This is a genomic window from Nocardioides marinisabuli (assembly GCF_013466785.1).
Taxonomy (GTDB): domain Bacteria; phylum Actinomycetota; class Actinomycetes; order Propionibacteriales; family Nocardioidaceae; genus Nocardioides; species Nocardioides marinisabuli.
The window spans coordinates 673,578-691,146 of sequence record NZ_CP059163.1; the positions used below are offsets into that span (position 1 = coordinate 673,578).

Below are 17,569 nucleotides of genomic sequence, written 5' to 3' on the forward strand. Positions count from 1 at the left end.
GTCAGGCCCTTCCCAGCTTCTTCATCACACGCAGCTGGGCGGTCATCACCCGTGCGTAGGTCTCGTCGGACATGCCCAGCATCGGGGCGATGCGGATCAGCCGCTGCGTGGCGACCGACTGGGTCTCGGTGTAGCGGTGGATGCCCTCGCCGCCCTGGCGGCGCCCCATCCCCGACTGGCGCATCCCGCCCATCGGGGAGTCGACCGAGGCGAAGGTCGCCGCGAAGGCCTCGTTGATGTTGACGGTGCCGCAGAGGACCTGGCGGGCGATCGCGCGCGCCCGCGGGCCGTCCTGGCTGTAGATCGAGCCGTTGAGGCCGTACTCCCCCGCGTTGGCCCGCGCGACCGCGTCGGCCTCGTCGTGGAAGCGGTAGAGCGAGACCACGGGGCCGAAGGTCTCCTCGCCGAAGCAGGTCATCTCGGGGGTGACGCCCTCGAGGATCGTCGGCTCGAAGACGTAGGGCCCGAGGTCGGGACGGGCCCGCCCGCCGGTCAGCACCCGCGCACCCTTCGCGACGGCGTCCTCGACGTGGGCGGTGACGGTGTCGAGCTGGGCCTGGCTGACCAGGGAGCCCATGTCGTTGCCCCACTCCAGCGTGGCGCCCAGGGTCATCGCCTGGGTGCGGGCCACGAAGCGCTCGACGAAGCGGTCGTAGACCTGGTCGGCCACGAAGAGCCGCTCGGCGGAGACGCAGAGCTGCCCGGCGTTGGAGAACGAGCCGCGCACCGCGCCCTCGGCGGCCTTCTCGACGTCGGCGTCGCGCAGCACCAGCAGCGGGTTCTTGCCGCCGAGCTCGAGCGAGCAGCCGATCAGGCGCTCGGCGCAGCCGGCGGCGACCCGGCGACCGGTGGCGGTCGACCCGGTGAAGCAGATGTAGTCGGACTGCGCGACGACCTGGGGCCCGACCTCGGAGCCGGGGCCGGCCACGACCTGCCACAGGTCCTTCGGGAAGCCCGCCTCCTCGAGCAGCTGGGCGCCGAGCAGCGCCGAGAGCATGGTCTGGGCGTCGGGCTTGGCGACCACGGCGTTGCCGGCCATCAGGGCCGGCAGGCCGTCGCACAGCGCCATCGTGAAGGGGTAGTTCCAGGGCGAGATGATGCCCACGACGCCCTTGGGCACGCGGTTGACCTCGACCCGGGTCAGCCCGGGCACGACGCCCGAGCGCCGCTGGGGGTCGAGGTGCTGGTGGGCGGTGCGGGCGTAGTAGCGCGCCGTCAGCGCGATGTGGATCGGCTCGTCGAAGGCGTGCTTGCGCGACTTGCCCGACTCCCAGACGATCAGGTCGAGGATCTCGTCCTGCCGGTCCAGCACCAGGTCGTGCAGGCGCATCATGATCGCCGAGCGGTGCTCGAGGCTCGTCCGCGCCCAGGCGGCCTGGGCCCGCCGGGCCCGGGTGAACGCCTCCGCGACGTCCTGCTCGCTCGACTGCGGCACGTGGGCCAGCGGGGCACCGTTGATCGGGGTGCGCACCTCGGCGCTGCGACCGGTGGTGCTGCGCACCCGCCGGGTCAGGGAGGCGACGTACTCGGGCTCAAGGGCGTACGACGCGGTCGGGTCGTGCTCCGGGTCGTGCGGGCCGTCGACGATCGGGGCCCCGGGTCGGTCGGGCTGCTCGGCGTTCATGTACCGAGAGTATGTGACTGGGGTCTCGCTCACTACCCATTGGTAACAGATGTGCGTTTGTACACATCCCTTTGCCGTGTCAAGCACCCCTGGCCCGTCCAGCGGCGTCGCCGAGCAACCGCGAGCCGGCGCCAGTTCCTCGCCGAGTCGGCGCCACTTCCCGGCAACCGGAACTTCGAGCCGGGTCGGCGTGAGATTTGCGCCGGGTCAGCGTGAAATTCACGCCGGGTCAGCGGTGGGCAGGACGCCGGTGGCGCCGCCGGCGCAGCCACCCGCGGCCAGCTTCAGCCCGCCGGCAGCGGGGTGTAGATCGACTTCACCTCGGTGTACTGCGCCAAGCCCTCGGGGCCGAACTCGCGGCCGAGCCCGGAGGACTTGAAGCCGCCGAAGGGCGCCGCGAAGTCCATCGTGTAGGTGTTGATGCCGTAGGTGCCGGTGCGCACCCGCCGGGCGACGTCGAGGCCGGCGGCCTGGTCGGAGGTCCACACGGTGCCCGCGAGGCCGTAGTCGGAGTCGTTGGCGATCCGGACCGCGTCGTCGACACCGTCGTAGGCGATGACCGAGACCACGGGCCCGAAGATCTCCTCCTGCGCGATCCGCATCCGGTTGTCGACGTCGGCGAAGACGGTCGGGCGCACGTACCAGCCCCGGTCGAGGCCCTCGGGCATGCCGGGACCCCCGGTGACCACCCGGGCGCCCTCCTCCCGGCCGATCTCGATGTACGACGCGACCCGCTCCTGCTGGCGGCGCGCCACCATCGGGCCGATCTCGGTCGCGGGGTCGGCGGGGTCGCCCACCGGCATCGAGGCCACGGTCTGGGCCAGGGCGTCGACGACCTCCGCGTAGCGGCCGCGGGGGGCCAGCACCCGGGTCTGGGCCACGCAGGCCTGGCCGGAGTTCATCAGCGAGGTGAAGCGCAGCCCCTCCATCGTCGCCGTCAGGTCGGCGTCGTCGAGGACGATCGCCGCCGACTTGCCGCCCAGCTCGAGCGAGCAGCGCTTGAGCTGCTCGCCGCAGACCGCCCCGATGGTGCGGCCCGCGGCGGTCGAGCCGGTGAAGGCCACCTTGTCGACGCCCGGGTGGGCGACCAGGTGGGCGCCCGTCTCGCGGCCTCCGGCGACGATGTTGACGACGCCGGGCGGCACGCCCGCCTCGTCGAGCAGCTCGGCCAGCAGGTAGCCGTCGAGGGGCGACTCGGGCGCGGGCTTGGCGACCACGGTGCAGCCGGCCAGCAGCGCGGGGACCACCTTGGAGATGAGCGTGAACTGGGGGACGTTCCAGGGCGGGATCGCCGCCACGACACCGACCGGCTCGTGGCGCACCACCACGTCGGAGCCCAGGACGCCCGGACGGGCGGCCTCCCACGGGAAGTCGCGGGCGATGGCGATGAAGGCCTCGACCTGCATCCACGGGGCGGGCGACTGGGCGAGGTTGGAGAAGGAGGTGGGCGAGCCCATCTCGATCGTGATCAGCTCGGCCATGTCGACCAGGCGCGCGGCGTAGAGGTGGGAGAAGCGCTGCACGACCTCGATCCGCTCCTCGGGCGAGAGCCGCGGCCAGGGCCCCTCGTCGAAGGCGCGCCGGGCGGCGGCGACCGCGGTGTCGATGTCGCCCGGACGCCCCTCGGGCACCCGCGCGACGACCTCCTCGCTGTGCGGCGAGACGACCTCGATGACGTCACCGGTGCTCGGGCGCGTCCACGCGCCGTCGATGTAGAAGGTGTCGCGGTCGAGCGCGTCGGTGCTGATCGGGCGGTGGTCCTGGGTCTGGGTCATGCCGGGCTCCTGGGTGGGGCGGGTGTCGTGAGTGGTGGTCGTGGGGTCCGGGTCAGGGCGCGACGGCGAACCAGTCGGCGAAGCCGCTGCGGTCGTGGCGCCCGATGGCGCCGTGCTCGAAGAGGCCCCAGCCCTCGCTGGTGCGACCCTCCTCGCGGCAGGTGCTGCGGCCGACGTAGTCGACGACGCCGAACATGAACTTGCCGGCGTTCTCGGGCGTGGTCACGTCGTAGCTGAGCCGCTCGACGAACCCCTCGCCCTTCCACAGCCCGTGGCTCCAGTCGCCGTCGCCGCCGTACCCGCCGCCGAGGTGCAGCGGCGTCGGGAGCCGGGCCTCGACCTCCAGCAGCACCTCGACCCCGTCGGGGCGGGTGCACCGGATGGTGGCGCCGGTGGCGTTGCGGGTGCCGGAGGCGTAGTGCACCTGCACGAGCGGCCAGCCGAGCTGCTCGATCCGCCCGTCGCGGTGGATGCGGCTGCAGTCGTTGAAGATGCGGTGGCCCTCGGGCGTCTCCTGCATCAGCAGCACGATCGAGAAGTCGTCGAAGCGCATCGGCACGTAGGTCCACCACATCCCCTCGAAGGGCGGGTCTGCGGGCCGGCCGGCCGGCTCCGCCTCGCCCACGGGACGGATGCCCCAGGAGCGGTCGCGGGTGCCGAGCCAGGTGTCGGGCGAGACGACGATCTCCTCGCCGTCGACGAGCATCGTGCCCTCCCAGGACCCGACCTGCGCGAAGCGCTGGGCGTCGAGGGTGACCCGGCTGCCCGAGCGCATCACGTGGGGCAGCTCCTGCACCGCGTCGAAGGACCCGGTCCAGTGCAGGTCGAGCGCCATCCCCTCGGTCTCCTCCAGCACCACCCGCAGCCGGTGCAGCGGCTCGGGCACCTCGATCCGGAAGGGGCCGACGTGCATGTTGAGGCGGTCGCCGTCGACGGGGTCGCCGAGGTGCAGGGCGGTCTGGGTGTCGCCGCGGCGCCACAGCACGAAGGCGTCCTTGGTGCCGAGGTTGGGGTAGTAGCCCAGCCCCATGATCAGGAAGCAGTCGCCGCTGCGGTCGTGGGCGTTGAAGTAGCTGCGGTCGTAGAAGTTGCGGTCGCTGGTGGCGGCCCACTCCACGGGGAGCGGGGCCTGGTGCAGCGGGAACTCGTCGAGCGGTCCGACCATCTCAGGCACCGACCCTTTCCATCGTGGTGAGCAGCAGGGGCAGGTTGTGCATCAACGACTCGATGTCGTCGGGTCTGTCGATCTCGCCGAAGTGCACCTGGCGGGAGCCGGTGCGCATGAAGACGATGCTCCACTGGAGCGCGCTGTGGACGTGGTACCAGTCGAGGTCGCCGAGGCGTACGCCGCTGGCGCGCTCGTAGGTGGCCAGCACGTCGTCCTCGCGCAGGAAGTCGGGCATGCCGGGCAGCTCGAGGACCTCCACGATCGACTGGAAGACCTGGTGGGCGACCAGCAGCCAGCTCACGTCCAGCTCGCGGGGGCCGAGGGTGGCCATCTCCCAGTCGAGGACCCCGGCCGGCTCGAAGCCGTCGTAGAGGACGTTGCCGATGCGGGCGTCGCCCCAGCACAGCACCGTGCCGGTGGCGCTCGCCGGCTCGTGCGACTCCAGCCAGGCCAGGGCCCGCTCCACGGTCGGCGACGGCCCGGCGTCGGCCTTGGCGAACTCGTACCAGGCACGGGTGCGGGCCAGGTCGCGGCGCAGCACGCTCGCGCCCTCCCCGCCGGGGTCGAGGAAGGCGAAGGCCGAGGCCGCGTCGGGGACCGCGTGCAGCGCGGCGACGGTCTCGACCGTGCGGTCCTGGAGGTGGCGCTGCTCCTCGGGCGTGGCGTCGAAGAGCCAGTTGTCCCCGAAGGGGTAGGGCAGCACGTCCGGCGGCACCCGTCCCTCCAGCCGGTCCATCAGGAAGAACGGGGCGCCCAGCACCTGCCCGGTCGGCTCGATCCAGTGCACGCCGGGCACGGGCACGGCGGTGCGCTCGGCGACCAGGCGCATCGCCTGGTGCTGCGCGCCGAGGTCGTAGCGGGCGAAGACCGGGACGTCCGCGGCGCTCGGCGCGACCCGGGCGACGTACGCCCCGGTGCGGCGCCGGCCGCCCTCGCTCCAGGTGACGTCGAGGACCAGCGTCTCCGAGCTCATCCCGTTGGCGTCGACGCCGGTGTGCAGGACGACCTCGGGGTCCGCGCCGGGCGGCAGGACCCCGCCCAACCAACCGGCCAGCCGGGCGGGGACGTCGCTCGCGTCCCTGCTGGAGCGCTGCAGGGTCAGGTCGGCGGGCGGCGCTGACTGGGTCACGAGGAGCCTTCCGGTGTGACGCGGGTCATGAGTTGACACGCGTCAGACTGGTGGAACGTGTTCTCGTTTGTCAACGGTCCAGCCCACCGCGGACAGATCACCGATTTAGGCGACGCCCCCCGTCCGGCAGCGGCCTAGCGTCCTCCTCGTGGTCGCCAGGGGGCCACACGACCATTCACACACATCGGGGAGAGAACCAATGCGCAAGTCCGTACAGCTGCTCGCAGCAGCCACCAGCATCGCCAGCCTCGGCCTCATGACCGTGCCGGCCAACGCTGACAACTCCATCATCAAGATCGGCAAGAAGGGGCAGCTGTCGTCGTCCCAGAAGGTCGCCTACGTCAAGGCCAAGGTGGTCTGCTCGGAGGACACCACCAGCGCCGCGTTCGAGGTGACGCTGACCCAGGTGACCAGCGGTGGCACGCAGACCGCCACCTCGACCGTCTACGCCTGGAACGCCTTCGAGTGCACCGGCGAGGAGGAGAAGTTCTGGGTCCCGGTCCGTCGCCCCACCGGCGGCTACAAGTGGGTCACCGGAGCAGCGCGGGTCACCGACCTGCACTTCTACTCCGAGGACCCCTCGGGTGGCTTCCACGACACCGCCAAGGGCCGGACGATCAAGATCATGTGATCGTCAGGTCCGGACAGCCCGCACGCACCTGGCCCGGTGCGTGGAGGACGACATCGCGTCGAGGCTCCTCGCTGCGATGTGCCTGGTGACCGGCTCGTCCATCAGTGCAGGGCTGCTGCTGCAGCTGGTGGCGTAGGCCCCCTGCACGGTCCTCCAGGGCAATGAACCGCCCCCGGCGACACGCTCGTCGGGGGCGGTTCAGCGCTGTCCGCGGGCAGCCTCGACCGCCTCGGTGAGGCCCCGGGCGGCGAGCCGGTCGGCCCGCTCGTTGCCCTCGTCGCCCGCGTGACCCTTGACCCAGTGCCAGTGCACGTCGTGCCGCTCGCAGGCCGCCTGCAGCTCCTGCCACAGGTCGACGTTCTTGACCGGCTGTTTGGCCGAGGTGCGCCACCCGTTGCGCATCCAGCCCGCCACCCAGGTCGTGATGCCCGAGCGCACGTAGGTGCTGTCGGTGTAGAGCTCGACACGCACCGGTCGCCGCAGCGCCTCGAGCGCCTTGATCGGGGCGGTGAGCTCCATCCGGTTGTTGGTGGTCGTGCCGGCCTCGCCGCCGCAGAGCTCCAGCTCGTGGGAGCCCTGGCGCAGCAGGGCCCCCCACCCGCCGGGCCCGGGGTTGGGCACGCACGCGCCGTCGGTGTGGATGACCACGGTGTCGGGCGCTTCGTCGTTCACGCGGGCATCCTCCCAGGGCCGGCCGCTCAGCCGGCAGGCGCCACCGAGGGCACGTGGGTGACCTGGTCCCAGGTGAAGGTGTACGACGCCCCGCCGGCCGGCACGCGCAGCACCAGGTTGTCGCCACCAGCCGCTCCCCCGGCGCCGTAGTTCTCCTCCCACGAGTCGTTCACGGCGATCTTCCACTGGTACTCGCCCTCGGGCAGGTCGAAGGTGGCGTGCCAGCGCCCGTCGGTCTCGTCGAAGGCGAGATGGGTTGCCGCGCAGGCGGGCTGCCAGTCCTCGGGGCAGCCGAGCTCGTCCTGCAGGCTGCCCGCCAGGGTGACGCCGTCGCGCTGGGGCTGGGGTGCGGCGGTGCGCACGGTGAGCGGCTCGCTGGTGACCGGGTCGGCGCCGGGCTCGAGCAGCACGGCACGGTAGGTGATCTCGGTGCCGAGGTCGAGCCCCTCGACGTCGTCGGTGACCTGGTAGACGGGCGAGGAGGTGTCGGTGCCGACGACCTCCCACGCGCCCCCGTCGAGCCGGCGCTCGAAGCGCACCGACTGGGCGGCGCGCTCGGGCTGGACCTCCGCGGTCACGGTGACCGGGTCGATGCTGCTGACGGTGCCCTCGGAGCCCGAGGTGCGCAGGGTCAGCCTGGGCTCGGCCACGGTCGTGGCGCGCGACTTCGCGAGCCGGGCGTGGCCGGCGTTGTCGAGCACGGCGGCGCGGTAGCTGACCGGCGTGCCGGTGGCCAGGGCGCTGGTGTCGTGGAAGACCCGGTAGGGCGCCGAGTCGTCGGTGCCGATGCTCTGCCAGCCGCTGTCGCCGACCTTGGCCTGGAAGGTCACCTCGGCGAAGGAGCGCCCGGCCACCTCGGCCGCCACCTGCATGCGGGAGCGGTCCACACCGCTGGGGCGCGGGGCCCGCACCCGCACCGCGGGGGCGCGGCGCGAGGGCTCGAGCCGCTCGGTGGCGGCGTACACGACGGCGGAGAGCGCGGGCACCTCGACCCGCAGCGCGCCGGCTCCGTTGCTGCGCAGGCGTCGCTCGCCGGGGCCGTAGATCTTGCGGAACCCGCCCCGGCGGACCCAGGTCGGCACCGTGACCGAGCGCGCGGTGGTCGCGTTGTTGAGCAGCACGACGTACTCCCGCTGCTGGTCGCGGTCGAGCCGGGAGAAGGCGGCGACGCCGGGGCCGTCCTGGCCCAGGCGCACCTGGTGGGCGCCGTCGCGCAGCGCGGGGTGACGCTCGGTGAGCCGGTCGAGGCGGGCGATGCGGCGGTAGAGCGGGTGCTCGGGGTCGAGGCTGCCGGTGGCCGGGGTCTTGCCGGCGGCGCCGAGCTGGGCGTCGTCGGCGTACTCCGGCACCTGGCTGGCGAACATCGTCTGGCGGGCCAGCTGGTCGCCGCCGGTGCCGGTGAAGCCCTGCTCGTCGCCGTAGTAGACGACCGGGTTGCCGCGAGAGAAGAACATCAGCTCGTGGCCCAGCCGGTCGCGGCGCAGCAGCTCGGCCTCCCCCGCCCCCGGGTTGTCGGCGCCGACGAAGTGGCCGAAGCGGCCCATGTCGTGGTTGCCGAGGAAGGTGGGCAGCGCGTAGGCGTTGGAGTCGGCGTCGGTGTACCAGTCGTCGTCGACGAAGAAGCGCGCCAGGTCGGCGGCGCTGCGCCCGCGCGAGGCGAAGTCGCGAGCGGCCCACTGGAAGGGGAAGTCGAGGACCGACTGCATGCCGGCGCGGGTGGTGTAGCCGGAGGTGAAGGCCTTGGCCGCCGCGTCGCTGCCGTCGAGGGCGACCTCGCCGAACATGAAGAAGTCGGGCTTGCCGTGGGATCGGGCGTAGTCGAGCAGGCCCGGCCCGAAGTCCTGCCAGAACGCGTCGTCGACGTGCTTCATCGTGTCGATGCGGAAGCCGTCGATCCCGAAGTCCTCGACCCAGGTGCGGTAGATGTCGATCATCCCCTCCCGCACGGTGGGGTGCTCGGTGAAGAGGTCGTCGAGGCCGAAGAAGTCGCCGTACTGGCTGTCCTCGCCGGTGAAGGTCGTGTTGCCGCGGTTGTGGTAGAGCGTCGGGTCGTTGAGCCAGGCCGGGACCTTGAGGTCCTCCTCGCCCTCCTCGAGCACCGGCGTGTAGGGGAAGGAGGTCTGTGCGTCGAGCTCGGGGAAGTCGTCGCCGCCGCTGTGGTCGCGGTCGTCGAAGGGCTCGCCGGCCGCGGTGCGGTAGGGCTCGACGTCCTTGGGCACGTACGCCGTGCGCGCACCCTCCTCGTAGCCGATCACGTCGGCGGTGTGGTTGGTGATGATGTCGAAGAAGACCTTCATGCCGCGCTCGTGGGCGGCGTCGACGAGGTCGCCCAGGTCGGCGTTGGTGCCGAGGTGGGGGTCGATGCGCGTGAAGTCGGTGATCCAGTAGCCGTGGTAGCCCGCGGACGGCCCGTCCTCGAGCTGGACCGCCTTGTTCTCGAAGACCGGGGTCAGCCAGATCGCGTCGGTGCCGAGGCCCTCGATGTAGTCGAGCTGCTCGCGCAGGCCGACCAGGTCGCCGCCGTTGAAGAAGCCCTTGGCGGTGGGGTCGAAGCCGTGCTCGAGCCGGCCGCCCCCGATGCCGCCGGTGTCGTTGGCGGTGTCACCGTTGGCGAACCGGTCGGCCATCACGAAGTAGAAGCTGTGGTCGGTCAGGCCGGCCCGCAGCGCGGGCCGGGCGACCTCGGTGGCGCGGCCCTTGCGCTCGCCCGCGCCGGCGGGCTCGGCGGCGCCGGGCAGCGCGGCACCGGTGGTGAGCAGGCCCAGCGCGAGCGCGCTGGTCAGGGCAGCGCCGGTCAGGGCAGGGATCAAGCGGTTCACGGACGTCTCCCGAGAGTGATGACGGTCACAGAGCCCGCTCACCCTACCCCCGGGCCGGAGCCCGCCTCACACCCGGACGCGCGTCCCCAGGTCGCCGCGGTGGTCGTGGTGCATGCGGTGCCGCTCGCGGGTCGCCAGCACCAGCCCGGGGTCGAGCTCGGCGACGGCCAGCCCCTCCTCCTCGCCCAGCCGGGCCAGCGGCCGGCCCTCGGGGTCGTAGACGGCCGAGCCGCCGATGAACGAGCTGTCGCCGCAGCGGCCGGTCAGCCCGGAGAGCACCACGTAGAAGCCGTTGTCGAGCGCCCGTGCCGCGTAGTAGAGGTCGCGGCGGTGGGCGCCCCCGGGGAAGTACGCCGCCGAGCACAGGTAGCCCAGGGCGCCGGCGTCGCTGGCGGCGCGGGCGTGCTCGGGGAAGCAGCCGTCGTAGCAGGTCGACAGGCCGAGCTCGACGCCGTCGACGAGCACCGAGGCGCCGTGGTCGCCCGGCTCGAACCACGCGCGCTCGTCGAGGTCGACGTGCTGCTTGTCGTAGGCCACCACGACCTCGCCGTCGGGGCGCACCACCACGGTCGAGAGGGTGCGCCGCGCACCCCGGTCGAGGGCGGTGCCGACGACGACCGTCAGGTCGGTGCGCCGGGCCTGCTCGCGCACCGGGTCGAGGCGGGGCCCGGTGAGGTCGGCGGGGCCGGGCAGGTCGCCGCCGAAGACCGCGGGTTCGTAGCCGGTCAGGAACGCCTCGGGCAGCACCAGCACCCGCACCCCCTGGTCGCCCGCCAGCGCCGCGAGGCGCGCGGTGGTGCGCACGTTGGCGTCGAGGTCGCCCGGCGCCGCCGCGGCCTGGCCGGCCGCGACGCGCAGCGAGGTCGTGGTCACCGCCGGGTCCTGGGGACTACTCGACGACGACCTCGACGCGCTGGAACTCCTTGACGTCGGTGTAGCCGGTGGTGGCCATCGCCCGACGCAGCGCGCCGATGAGGTTCATGGTGCCGTCGGCGACGCGCGAGGGACCGAAGAGGATCTCCTCGAAGGTGCCGACGGTGTCGAACTGGACCCGCTGGCCACGCGGCAGCTCGGGGTGGTGCGCCTCGGTGCCCCAGTGGAAGCCGCGGCCCGGCGCGTCGGAGGCGCGCGCGAACGGCGAGCCGACCATCACCGCGTCGGCACCGCAGGCGATGGCCTTGGCGATGTCGCCGGAGCGGCCGATCGAGCCGTCGGCGATGACGTGGACGTAGCGCCCGCCCGACTCGTCGAGGTAGTCGCGGCGCGCCGCGGCCACGTCGGCCACCGCGGAGGCCATCGGCACCGCGACGCCGAGGACGGTGCGGGTGGTGTGGGCCGCTCCCCCGCCGAAGCCGACGAGGACACCGGCGGCACCGGTGCGCATCAGGTGCAGGGCGGCCTGGTGGGTGGCGCAGCCACCGACGATCACCGGGACGTCGAGCTCGTAGATGAAGTCCTTGAGGTTCAGCGGCTCGGCCTGGCTCGAGACGTGCTCGGCCGAGACGGTGGTGCCGCGGATGACGAACATGTCGACGCCGGCGTCGACGACCGTCTTGGCGAACTCCTTGGTGCGCTGGGGCGAGAGCGAGCCGGCGACCGTCACCCCCGCCTCGCGCACCTCGCGCAGGCGGTGGGTGATGAGCTCGGCCTTGACGGGCTCGAGGTAGATCTCCTGCATCCGGCGCACCGCGTCGGTGCCGGTCAGGCCGGCCACCTCCTCGAGCAGCGGCTCGGGGTCCTCGTAGCGGGTCCACAGGCCCTCGAGGTTGAGCACGCCGAGGCCGCCGTGGCGCCCGAACGCGATCGCGGTGCTCGGCGACATCACCGAGTCCATCGGCGCGGCCATCACCGGCAGGTCGAAGCGGTAGGCGTCGATCTGCCAGTGCGTGCTGACCTCCTCGGGGTCGCGCGTGCGCCGGGAGGGCACGATCGCGACGTCGTCGAAGGAGTAGGCGCGGCGGGCCCGCTTGGCGCGTCCGATCTCGATCTCGCTCACCGGGCCAGGCTATCGGTTGGCGCCGGGCCGGTCAGTGGTGGCCTCAGTGGTGGGCGTGCTCGGTGCCGGCGTGGCCCTCGGGCTCGATCTGGAACGTCGAGTGCTCGATGGCGACGTCGAAGTGCTCGGCCACGCAGCGCTGCAGCTCGCGCAGCACCTCGCCCGAGTGGCCGGACTCGAAGCAGGCGCGCTGCATGGTCACGTGCGCCGTGAGCACCGGCAGGTCGGAGGAGACCCGGGTGACGTGGAGGTCGTGCACGTCGACGACGTGCTCGACCTCGAGGATGTGGCGGCGCACGTCGGCCAGGTCGAGCCCCGGGGGCACCGACTCGAGCAGCACCCGGGTGCTGTCGCGCAGAAGCAGCAGGGTGCGCGGCAGGATCAGCAGCGCGATCAGCAGGCCCGCGACGCTGTCGGCTCGCACCCACCCGAAGGCGGCGATCAGCACCGCGCCCACGATCACCGCCACCGAGCCCAGCGCGTCGTTGAGCACCTCGAGGTACGCCGCGCGCATGTTGAGGTTGGCCCCCCGTCTGCCGGTCAGCACCCCCAGCGCGACGAGGTTGGCCACCAGGCCGACCACGCCGAAGACCAGCAGCGACGTGGACGGCACGTCGGCAGGGGTGACCAGGCGTCGTACGCCCTCGACGAGCGCGAAGCCGCCGACCGCGAGCAGCAGCGCGGCCTGGGCCAGCGCGGCGATCACCTCGGCGCGGCGCAGCCCCCAGGTGTGCCGGTCGGTGGCCGGCCGGGCCATCAGCACGCTGGCCAGCAGCGCCATGCCCAGCCCGACGGTGTCGGTGAGCATGTGGGCGGTGTCGACCAGCAGCGCCAGGCTGCCGGTGACCACCGAGCCGACCGCCTGGGCGACGACGACCACGGCGGTCAGCGCGAGCGCCACCGCCAACCGGCTGCGGTTCGCACCGGCCCCGTGGTCGTGCCCGGCGCCCACCCCCTGCTCCCCGGGGCTCAGCGACCCGTGTAGTTGGGCGCCTCGACGGTCATCTGCACGCCGTGCGGGTGGCTCTCGTTGAGCGAGGCGGAGGTGATCCGCACGAAGCGGCCCTTCTCCTGCAGCTCGGGCACGGTGCGCGCGCCGACGTAGAACATCGACTGGGTCAGCCCGCCGGTGAGCTGGTGGGAGACCGCCGAGAGCGGGCCGCGGTAGGCGACCTGGCCCTCGATGCCCTCGGGCACGATCTGGTCGTCGCTGGTCACCTCGGCCTGGAAGTAGCGGTCCTTGGAGTACGACTTCTTGCCACGGCTCGACATCGCACCCAGCGAGCCCATGCCCCGGTAGGACTTGTACTGCTTGCCGTTGACGAAGACCAGCTCGCCGGGCGACTCCTCGCAGCCGGCCAGCAGCGAGCCCAGCATCACCGCGTCGGCGCCCGCGACGATCGCCTTCGCGATCTCGCCGGAGTACTTCATGCCGCCGTCGGCGATCAGCGGGACCCCGGCCGGCTTGGTGGCCAGCGAGGCCTCGTAGACCGCGCTGACCTGCGGGACGCCCACGCCGGTGACGACACGGGTGGTGCAGATCGAGCCGGGGCCCACCCCGACCTTGACCGCGTCGGCGCCGGCGTCGACGAAGGCCTGGGCGCCCTCGCGGGTCGCGACGTTGCCGCCGATGACCTGCACGTGGCGGGTGGCCGGGTCGCTCTTGAGGCGGGCGACCATGTCGAGCAGCAGCCGCACGTTGCCGTGGGCGGTGTCGGCGACCAGCACGTCGACGCCGGCCTCGACGAGGGTGGTGGCGCGCTGCCACGCGTCGCCGAAGTAGCCGATGGCCGCGCCGACGAGCAGGCGCCCGTGGGCGTCGTACGACGCGTGCGGGAACTGCTCGCTCTTGACGAAGTCCTTGACGGTGATCAGGCCCGCGAGGCGGCCCTGGTCGTCGACCAGCGGCAGCCGCTCGCGCTTGTGCTTGCGCAGCAGGGCGGTGGCCTCGTCGCGGGAGATGCCGACCGGGCCGGTGATCAGCGGCATCGGGGTCATCACCTCCTCGACCTTGAGCGTGGCCCACTCCGCGACCGGGGTGAAGCGCAGGTCGCGGTTGGTGATGATGCCCAGCAGGCGCTGGTCGGCGTCGACGACCGGCAGGCCCGAGACGCGGTACTCGCCGCAGAGGCGGTCGAGCTCCTCGAGGGTCGCGTCGGGCCCGATGACCACGGGGTTGGAGATGATGCCGGTCTGGGTGCGCTTGACCAGGTCGACCTGGTAGGCCTGGTCGTCGATCGAGAGGTTGCGGTGCAGCACGCCCATGCCGCCCTCGCGGGCCATCGCGATCGCCATCCGCGACTCGGTCACGGTGTCCATCGCAGCGCTGACCAGCGGCACCTTGAGCGAGATCTCCCTGGTCAGGCGGGAGGTCGTGTCGATGTCGGCCGGCGCCAGGTCGGAGTGACCCGGCAGCAGCAGCACGTCGTCGTAGGTGAGGCCGAGGGCCGCGAACTTCTCCGGGATCTCCACGGGCTCATCGTACGGCCGGGGCACCCGGCCGCCGAGCGCGGTGGGGGCGTCCCGCGTCACACCGCGGGGGCCCCGGCCCCCAGCGGCCGCAGGCCCTGCACCGGCACCCGCACCGTGAGCTGGTCGGAGGCCAGCCGGATGCGGCCCCGCAGCCCGGCCGCGAGCACCAGCGGCAGCACGGCGCGGTTGTCGGCGGTGGTGCTGAGGTGGACCTCCTCGGCGCCGTAGGTCAGCGCGAGCCGCGACGCGGCGACCAGCAGCCGGGTGCCCACCCCGCGCCGGCGCCAGGCCGGGTCGACGCGCAGCACCAGGTCGAGGCAGCCCTCGTCGACGCCGTCGGCCCCGGGCTCGCCGAGCGTGGCGCGACCGACGACGACGTCGGCGACCAGCGCCGAGACCACCCGCCCCTCCACGACGTACGACGGGCGCGCGCCGTCGCCGAGGCGCCGGCCGGCGACCGGGGAGGCCATCGCGGGCTCGGGCCGGCCGCGGCGCAGCACGTCGGTGACGAGCTCGGCGACCGCCACCCCGCGGGCCCGCTCGGTGTCGGTGAAGGGGGTGGCGCGGCGCACCTGCACCAGCACGTCGCCCACGGTCATCTCCAGCACGTCACCGCCGGCGCCCTGGTCGGGCTCGGTGTCGAAGAGCCGGGCCACCACCTCGGGGAACGACTCGGGGGCGGCCAGCACCCGGCGAGCCGCCTCGACGTAGCGGGTGGGCTGGTCGGTGAGCGCCTCGCCCGTGCAGGGCGTGGAGAAGACGTGGCGCCAGCCGGCGGACTCGACGAGCACCGCCACGTCGGCCTCGCCCCAGGTGGGCGGCACCTCCATCACCACCTCGTCGGTGACCTCGTCGACACCCGGGAAGACCTGCATGCCCCGGATGTCGACGTCGGCCTCGGCGCAGCGCTGCGTGAGCGCTGCGAGCCCTCCGGGCCGGTCCGGCGAGCTGGCCCGCACCTTCCACAACATGGGCGCTCCTCCTCGACGGGCCCGCTCCGGTGGCGGAGGTACTACGTTGACGCACCGACGTTGCACGGACGTTTCGGACGTGCGTCAGGCGATGACCTCGAGGGGGCGCGATGGGCCAGGAGCGGCGCACCGTGCTGCTGGTGGCCCTGGTCGCTGGGTCGCTCCGCCTGGTCGGACTGCTGCGACCGGTGCGCGGCGACGAGGCCGGCTTCACGCTGGTGGCCCGGGCCTGGGCCCCCTCGGCCGACAGCCTCTACGGCCCCTACTTCGTCGACCGGCCGCCGATGCTGGTCGCGACCTACGGGTTGACCGACTGGCTGGCCGGACCGCTCGCGGTGCGGGTGCTCGGCGCCCTGGCGGCCGCTGCGCTGGTGGTGCTGGCCGCGGCGACGGCGCGGCTGGTCGCCGGTGACGTGGCGGCGCGCTGGACCGCGGTGCTGGTCGCGGCGCTGTGCGTGACGCCCCTGATCGACGTGGTGGCCGCCAAGGGCGAGCTGCTGGGGCTGCCGCTGGTGGTGGGCGGGTGCCTGCTCGCGCTGCTGGCCCTCCGTCGGGCCACCGGTGCGCGCTCCCTGCTCCTGGCCGGGGCCGCGGGGGCGGTCTCGGCGACGGCGCTGGGCTACAAGCAGAGCCTCGTGGGCGGGTTGGTCTTCGGGGCGGTGCTGCTGGTGGTGGCGGTCCTCACGCGCGAGGTCGCGGCGCGCCGCGGGGCCGCGCTGGCTGCGGCGGCGCTGGCGGGGGCCGCGGTGCCGGTGCTGGCGACGATCGGCTGGGCCTGGGGCGCCGGCGTACGGCTCGAGGTGCTGTCGTACGCCGTGTGGGGCTTCCGCGCCGACGCCTCGGCCGTGCTGGCCGAGCAGCCGGCCTCGGCACCGGGCGAGCGGGCGGTCGGGCTGGTGCTGGTCGCGGCCGGCGCCGGGATGGTGGCGGTGATCGGCGGGCTGCTGGTGCACGTGCGCGACGAGGTCGGGCGCGACGCGGCCGTGACCTGGGCGGTGCTGGCGATGCTGGGGGCCGACACCCTGGCCCTGGCCGCCAGCGGCTCCTACTGGCGCGACTACCTCTTCGCGCTCGTGCCCTCGACGGCCCTGGCCGCCGCGCTGCTGGTGCGGCGACGCTCGAAGCGGGGCCTGGCGATGCGGGCGGTGGTGGCGGCCACCGCGGTGTCGAGCGCGGTCTCGTTCGTGGTGTGGGGCGGGGTGCAGGTGCTCGACCGCCAGGAGCTCGACGAGACCGACACCGGGGCCGCGCTGGCCGCAGCCGCGGAGCCGCACGACACCCTCACCGTCTTCGGCGGGCGCGCCGACCTGCAGCTGACCAGCGGCATGGCCTCGCCCTACCCCTACCTGTGGAGCCTGCCGATGCGCACCCTCGACCCCGGGCTGGAGCGGCTGCGGGGGCTGCTGGCCTCACCGCGGCGGCCCACGTGGTTCGTGGAGTGGGTCCACCTGGGTGCCTGGACCCCCGAGGCGGGTGCCCGGCTGCGCGAGGTCCTCGACGAGCACTACGTCGAGGTGGGCGGCGCGTGCGGGGACCACCGCGTCTACGTGCGCCGCGACGTCGAGCGGCCCGCCCCGGAACCGCGCTGCCACGGCTGAGCCGGATGCGTCACAGGAAGTAGAACGGCCCGGCGGTCACCGCGAACGCGAACGCGATGCCGACGACCAGCCACGGGATCGACCAGTAGGCCCACCCGCGCACCAGGACGTACCCCGCCACCGGGATCAGCGCGAGAGCCACCAGGCTCAGCCGGGCACCGACCTCGACGTAGGCGAAGGCGTGCACGAAGACGAAGAACACCAGCGCGATCACGCCCGACATGAGCCGCGACTGGCTGCCGAAGCCGGCGGTGCGCCACCGATGCGCGAACGCGTCCTTGAGTCCGGGTGCCACCGGGGTGCTGCTCACGACTCCTCCTGGGCGCCGGCGCGCAGGAGCGCGTCGTCGTGCTCGGCGCGGAACTCGGGGTCGTTGTCCCGCAGGTCCTGCACGGCAACCTCGACCTCGTGCGCGAAGACGGTCCGGAAGGCCCGGGCCGAGGAGTGCTCGTCGCGCCCGCTCACCACGTCGCGCCAGGTCGTCTCGCCGCGCTCCACCCGCAGCGCCACGGCGGCTCGCTCCGGCGGCAGCTCACCGCGCCAGCGGACCTCGGTCGAGCGGCGTTCCTCCTCGAGGCGCTCACGGTGCAGGCGCTCCCGCTCGGAGCGCAGCGCGTCGCGGACCTCGTGCATCTCGCGAGTGACGGCGGCGGCCTGCTCACGCAGCCGGGCGGCGGCGGTGCGCAGCTCGGCCAGCTCGTCCTGCGTCCCCAT

At 73.3% G+C, this 17,569-nt stretch carries 15 protein-coding genes; 2 read left to right on the plus strand and 13 right to left on the minus strand.

Annotation, left to right across the window (positions count from 1 at the left end; translation table 11 throughout):
• Position 1: 1 nt before the first annotated feature.
• From H0S66_RS03135 to H0S66_RS03150, 4 genes are all read right to left on the minus strand, one after another.
• Positions 2–1,624 carry a succinic semialdehyde dehydrogenase gene (locus tag H0S66_RS03135; protein ID WP_179614099.1) on the minus strand — a complete coding sequence of 541 codons (1,623 nt, stop codon included), beginning with the start codon at positions 1,622–1,624 and terminating at the stop codon, positions 2–4.
• 284 nt (positions 1,625–1,908) lie between these two features.
• Positions 1,909–3,399, minus strand: coding sequence for an aldehyde dehydrogenase (locus H0S66_RS03140; protein ID WP_179614100.1), 1,491 nt, complete (start codon positions 3,397–3,399; stop codon positions 1,909–1,911).
• Positions 3,400–3,451: 52 nt separating this feature from the next.
• Complete coding sequence (locus H0S66_RS03145) at positions 3,452–4,564, minus strand: Rv3169 family protein (RefSeq protein WP_179617145.1); 1,113 nt, start codon at positions 4,562–4,564, stop codon at positions 3,452–3,454.
• Between the two features lies 1 nt (position 4,565).
• Positions 4,566–5,696 (minus strand): phosphotransferase family protein, encoded by a 1,131-nt coding sequence (locus H0S66_RS03150; protein ID WP_179614101.1) that lies wholly within the window; start codon positions 5,694–5,696, stop codon positions 4,566–4,568.
• 199 nt (positions 5,697–5,895) lie between these two features.
• Between H0S66_RS03150 and H0S66_RS03155 the strand changes: the two genes are divergently transcribed.
• Positions 5,896–6,327 (plus strand): hypothetical protein, encoded by a 432-nt coding sequence (locus H0S66_RS03155; protein WP_179614102.1) that lies wholly within the window; start codon positions 5,896–5,898, stop codon positions 6,325–6,327.
• Between the two features lie 198 nt (positions 6,328–6,525).
• Here H0S66_RS03155 and rnhA read toward each other — a convergent pair whose 3' ends face one another.
• The 7 genes from rnhA to H0S66_RS03190 form a co-directional block, all read right to left on the minus strand.
• Positions 6,526–6,999, minus strand: coding sequence for a ribonuclease HI (rnhA, locus tag H0S66_RS03160; RefSeq protein ID WP_179614103.1), 474 nt, complete (start codon positions 6,997–6,999; stop codon positions 6,526–6,528).
• Positions 7,000–7,025: 26 nt separating this feature from the next.
• Complete coding sequence (locus H0S66_RS03165) at positions 7,026–9,818, minus strand: alpha-amylase family glycosyl hydrolase (RefSeq protein ID WP_258017075.1); 2,793 nt, start codon at positions 9,816–9,818, stop codon at positions 7,026–7,028.
• Positions 9,819–9,884: 66 nt separating this feature from the next.
• Positions 9,885–10,691 (minus strand): carbon-nitrogen hydrolase family protein, encoded by an 807-nt coding sequence (locus H0S66_RS03170; protein ID WP_179614104.1) that lies wholly within the window; start codon positions 10,689–10,691, stop codon positions 9,885–9,887.
• 16 nt (positions 10,692–10,707) lie between these two features.
• Positions 10,708–11,814 carry a GuaB3 family IMP dehydrogenase-related protein gene (locus H0S66_RS03175; protein ID WP_179614105.1) on the minus strand — a complete coding sequence of 369 codons (1,107 nt, stop codon included), beginning with the start codon at positions 11,812–11,814 and terminating at the stop codon, positions 10,708–10,710.
• 43 nt (positions 11,815–11,857) lie between these two features.
• Positions 11,858–12,766, minus strand: a complete 909-nt coding sequence (locus H0S66_RS03180; RefSeq protein WP_179614106.1) for a cation diffusion facilitator family transporter — start codon at positions 12,764–12,766, stop codon at positions 11,858–11,860.
• Positions 12,767–12,783: 17 nt separating this feature from the next.
• Positions 12,784–14,286 (minus strand): IMP dehydrogenase, encoded by a 1,503-nt coding sequence (gene guaB, locus H0S66_RS03185; RefSeq protein ID WP_179614107.1) that lies wholly within the window; start codon positions 14,284–14,286, stop codon positions 12,784–12,786.
• Between the two features lie 56 nt (positions 14,287–14,342).
• Positions 14,343–15,257 carry a GNAT family N-acetyltransferase gene (locus tag H0S66_RS03190; protein ID WP_179614108.1) on the minus strand — a complete coding sequence of 305 codons (915 nt, stop codon included), beginning with the start codon at positions 15,255–15,257 and terminating at the stop codon, positions 14,343–14,345.
• Between the two features lie 110 nt (positions 15,258–15,367).
• Here H0S66_RS03190 and H0S66_RS03195 point away from each other — a divergent pair, with 110 nt between their 5' ends.
• Complete coding sequence (locus H0S66_RS03195; protein WP_179614109.1) at positions 15,368–16,855, plus strand: hypothetical protein; 1,488 nt, start codon at positions 15,368–15,370, stop codon at positions 16,853–16,855.
• A gap of 10 nt (positions 16,856–16,865) precedes the next feature.
• On the opposite strand, the gene H0S66_RS03200 is transcribed toward H0S66_RS03195, so the two are convergent.
• A complete protein-coding gene (locus H0S66_RS03200) occupies positions 16,866–17,165 on the minus strand; it encodes a hypothetical protein (protein ID WP_179614110.1) in 300 nt (99 codons plus the stop codon).
• On the minus strand, positions 17,162–17,569 hold the full coding sequence (locus H0S66_RS03205; protein WP_179614111.1) for a hypothetical protein: 408 nt from the start codon (positions 17,567–17,569) through the stop codon (positions 17,162–17,164). The genes H0S66_RS03200 and H0S66_RS03205 overlap by 4 nt, the downstream gene beginning before the upstream one ends.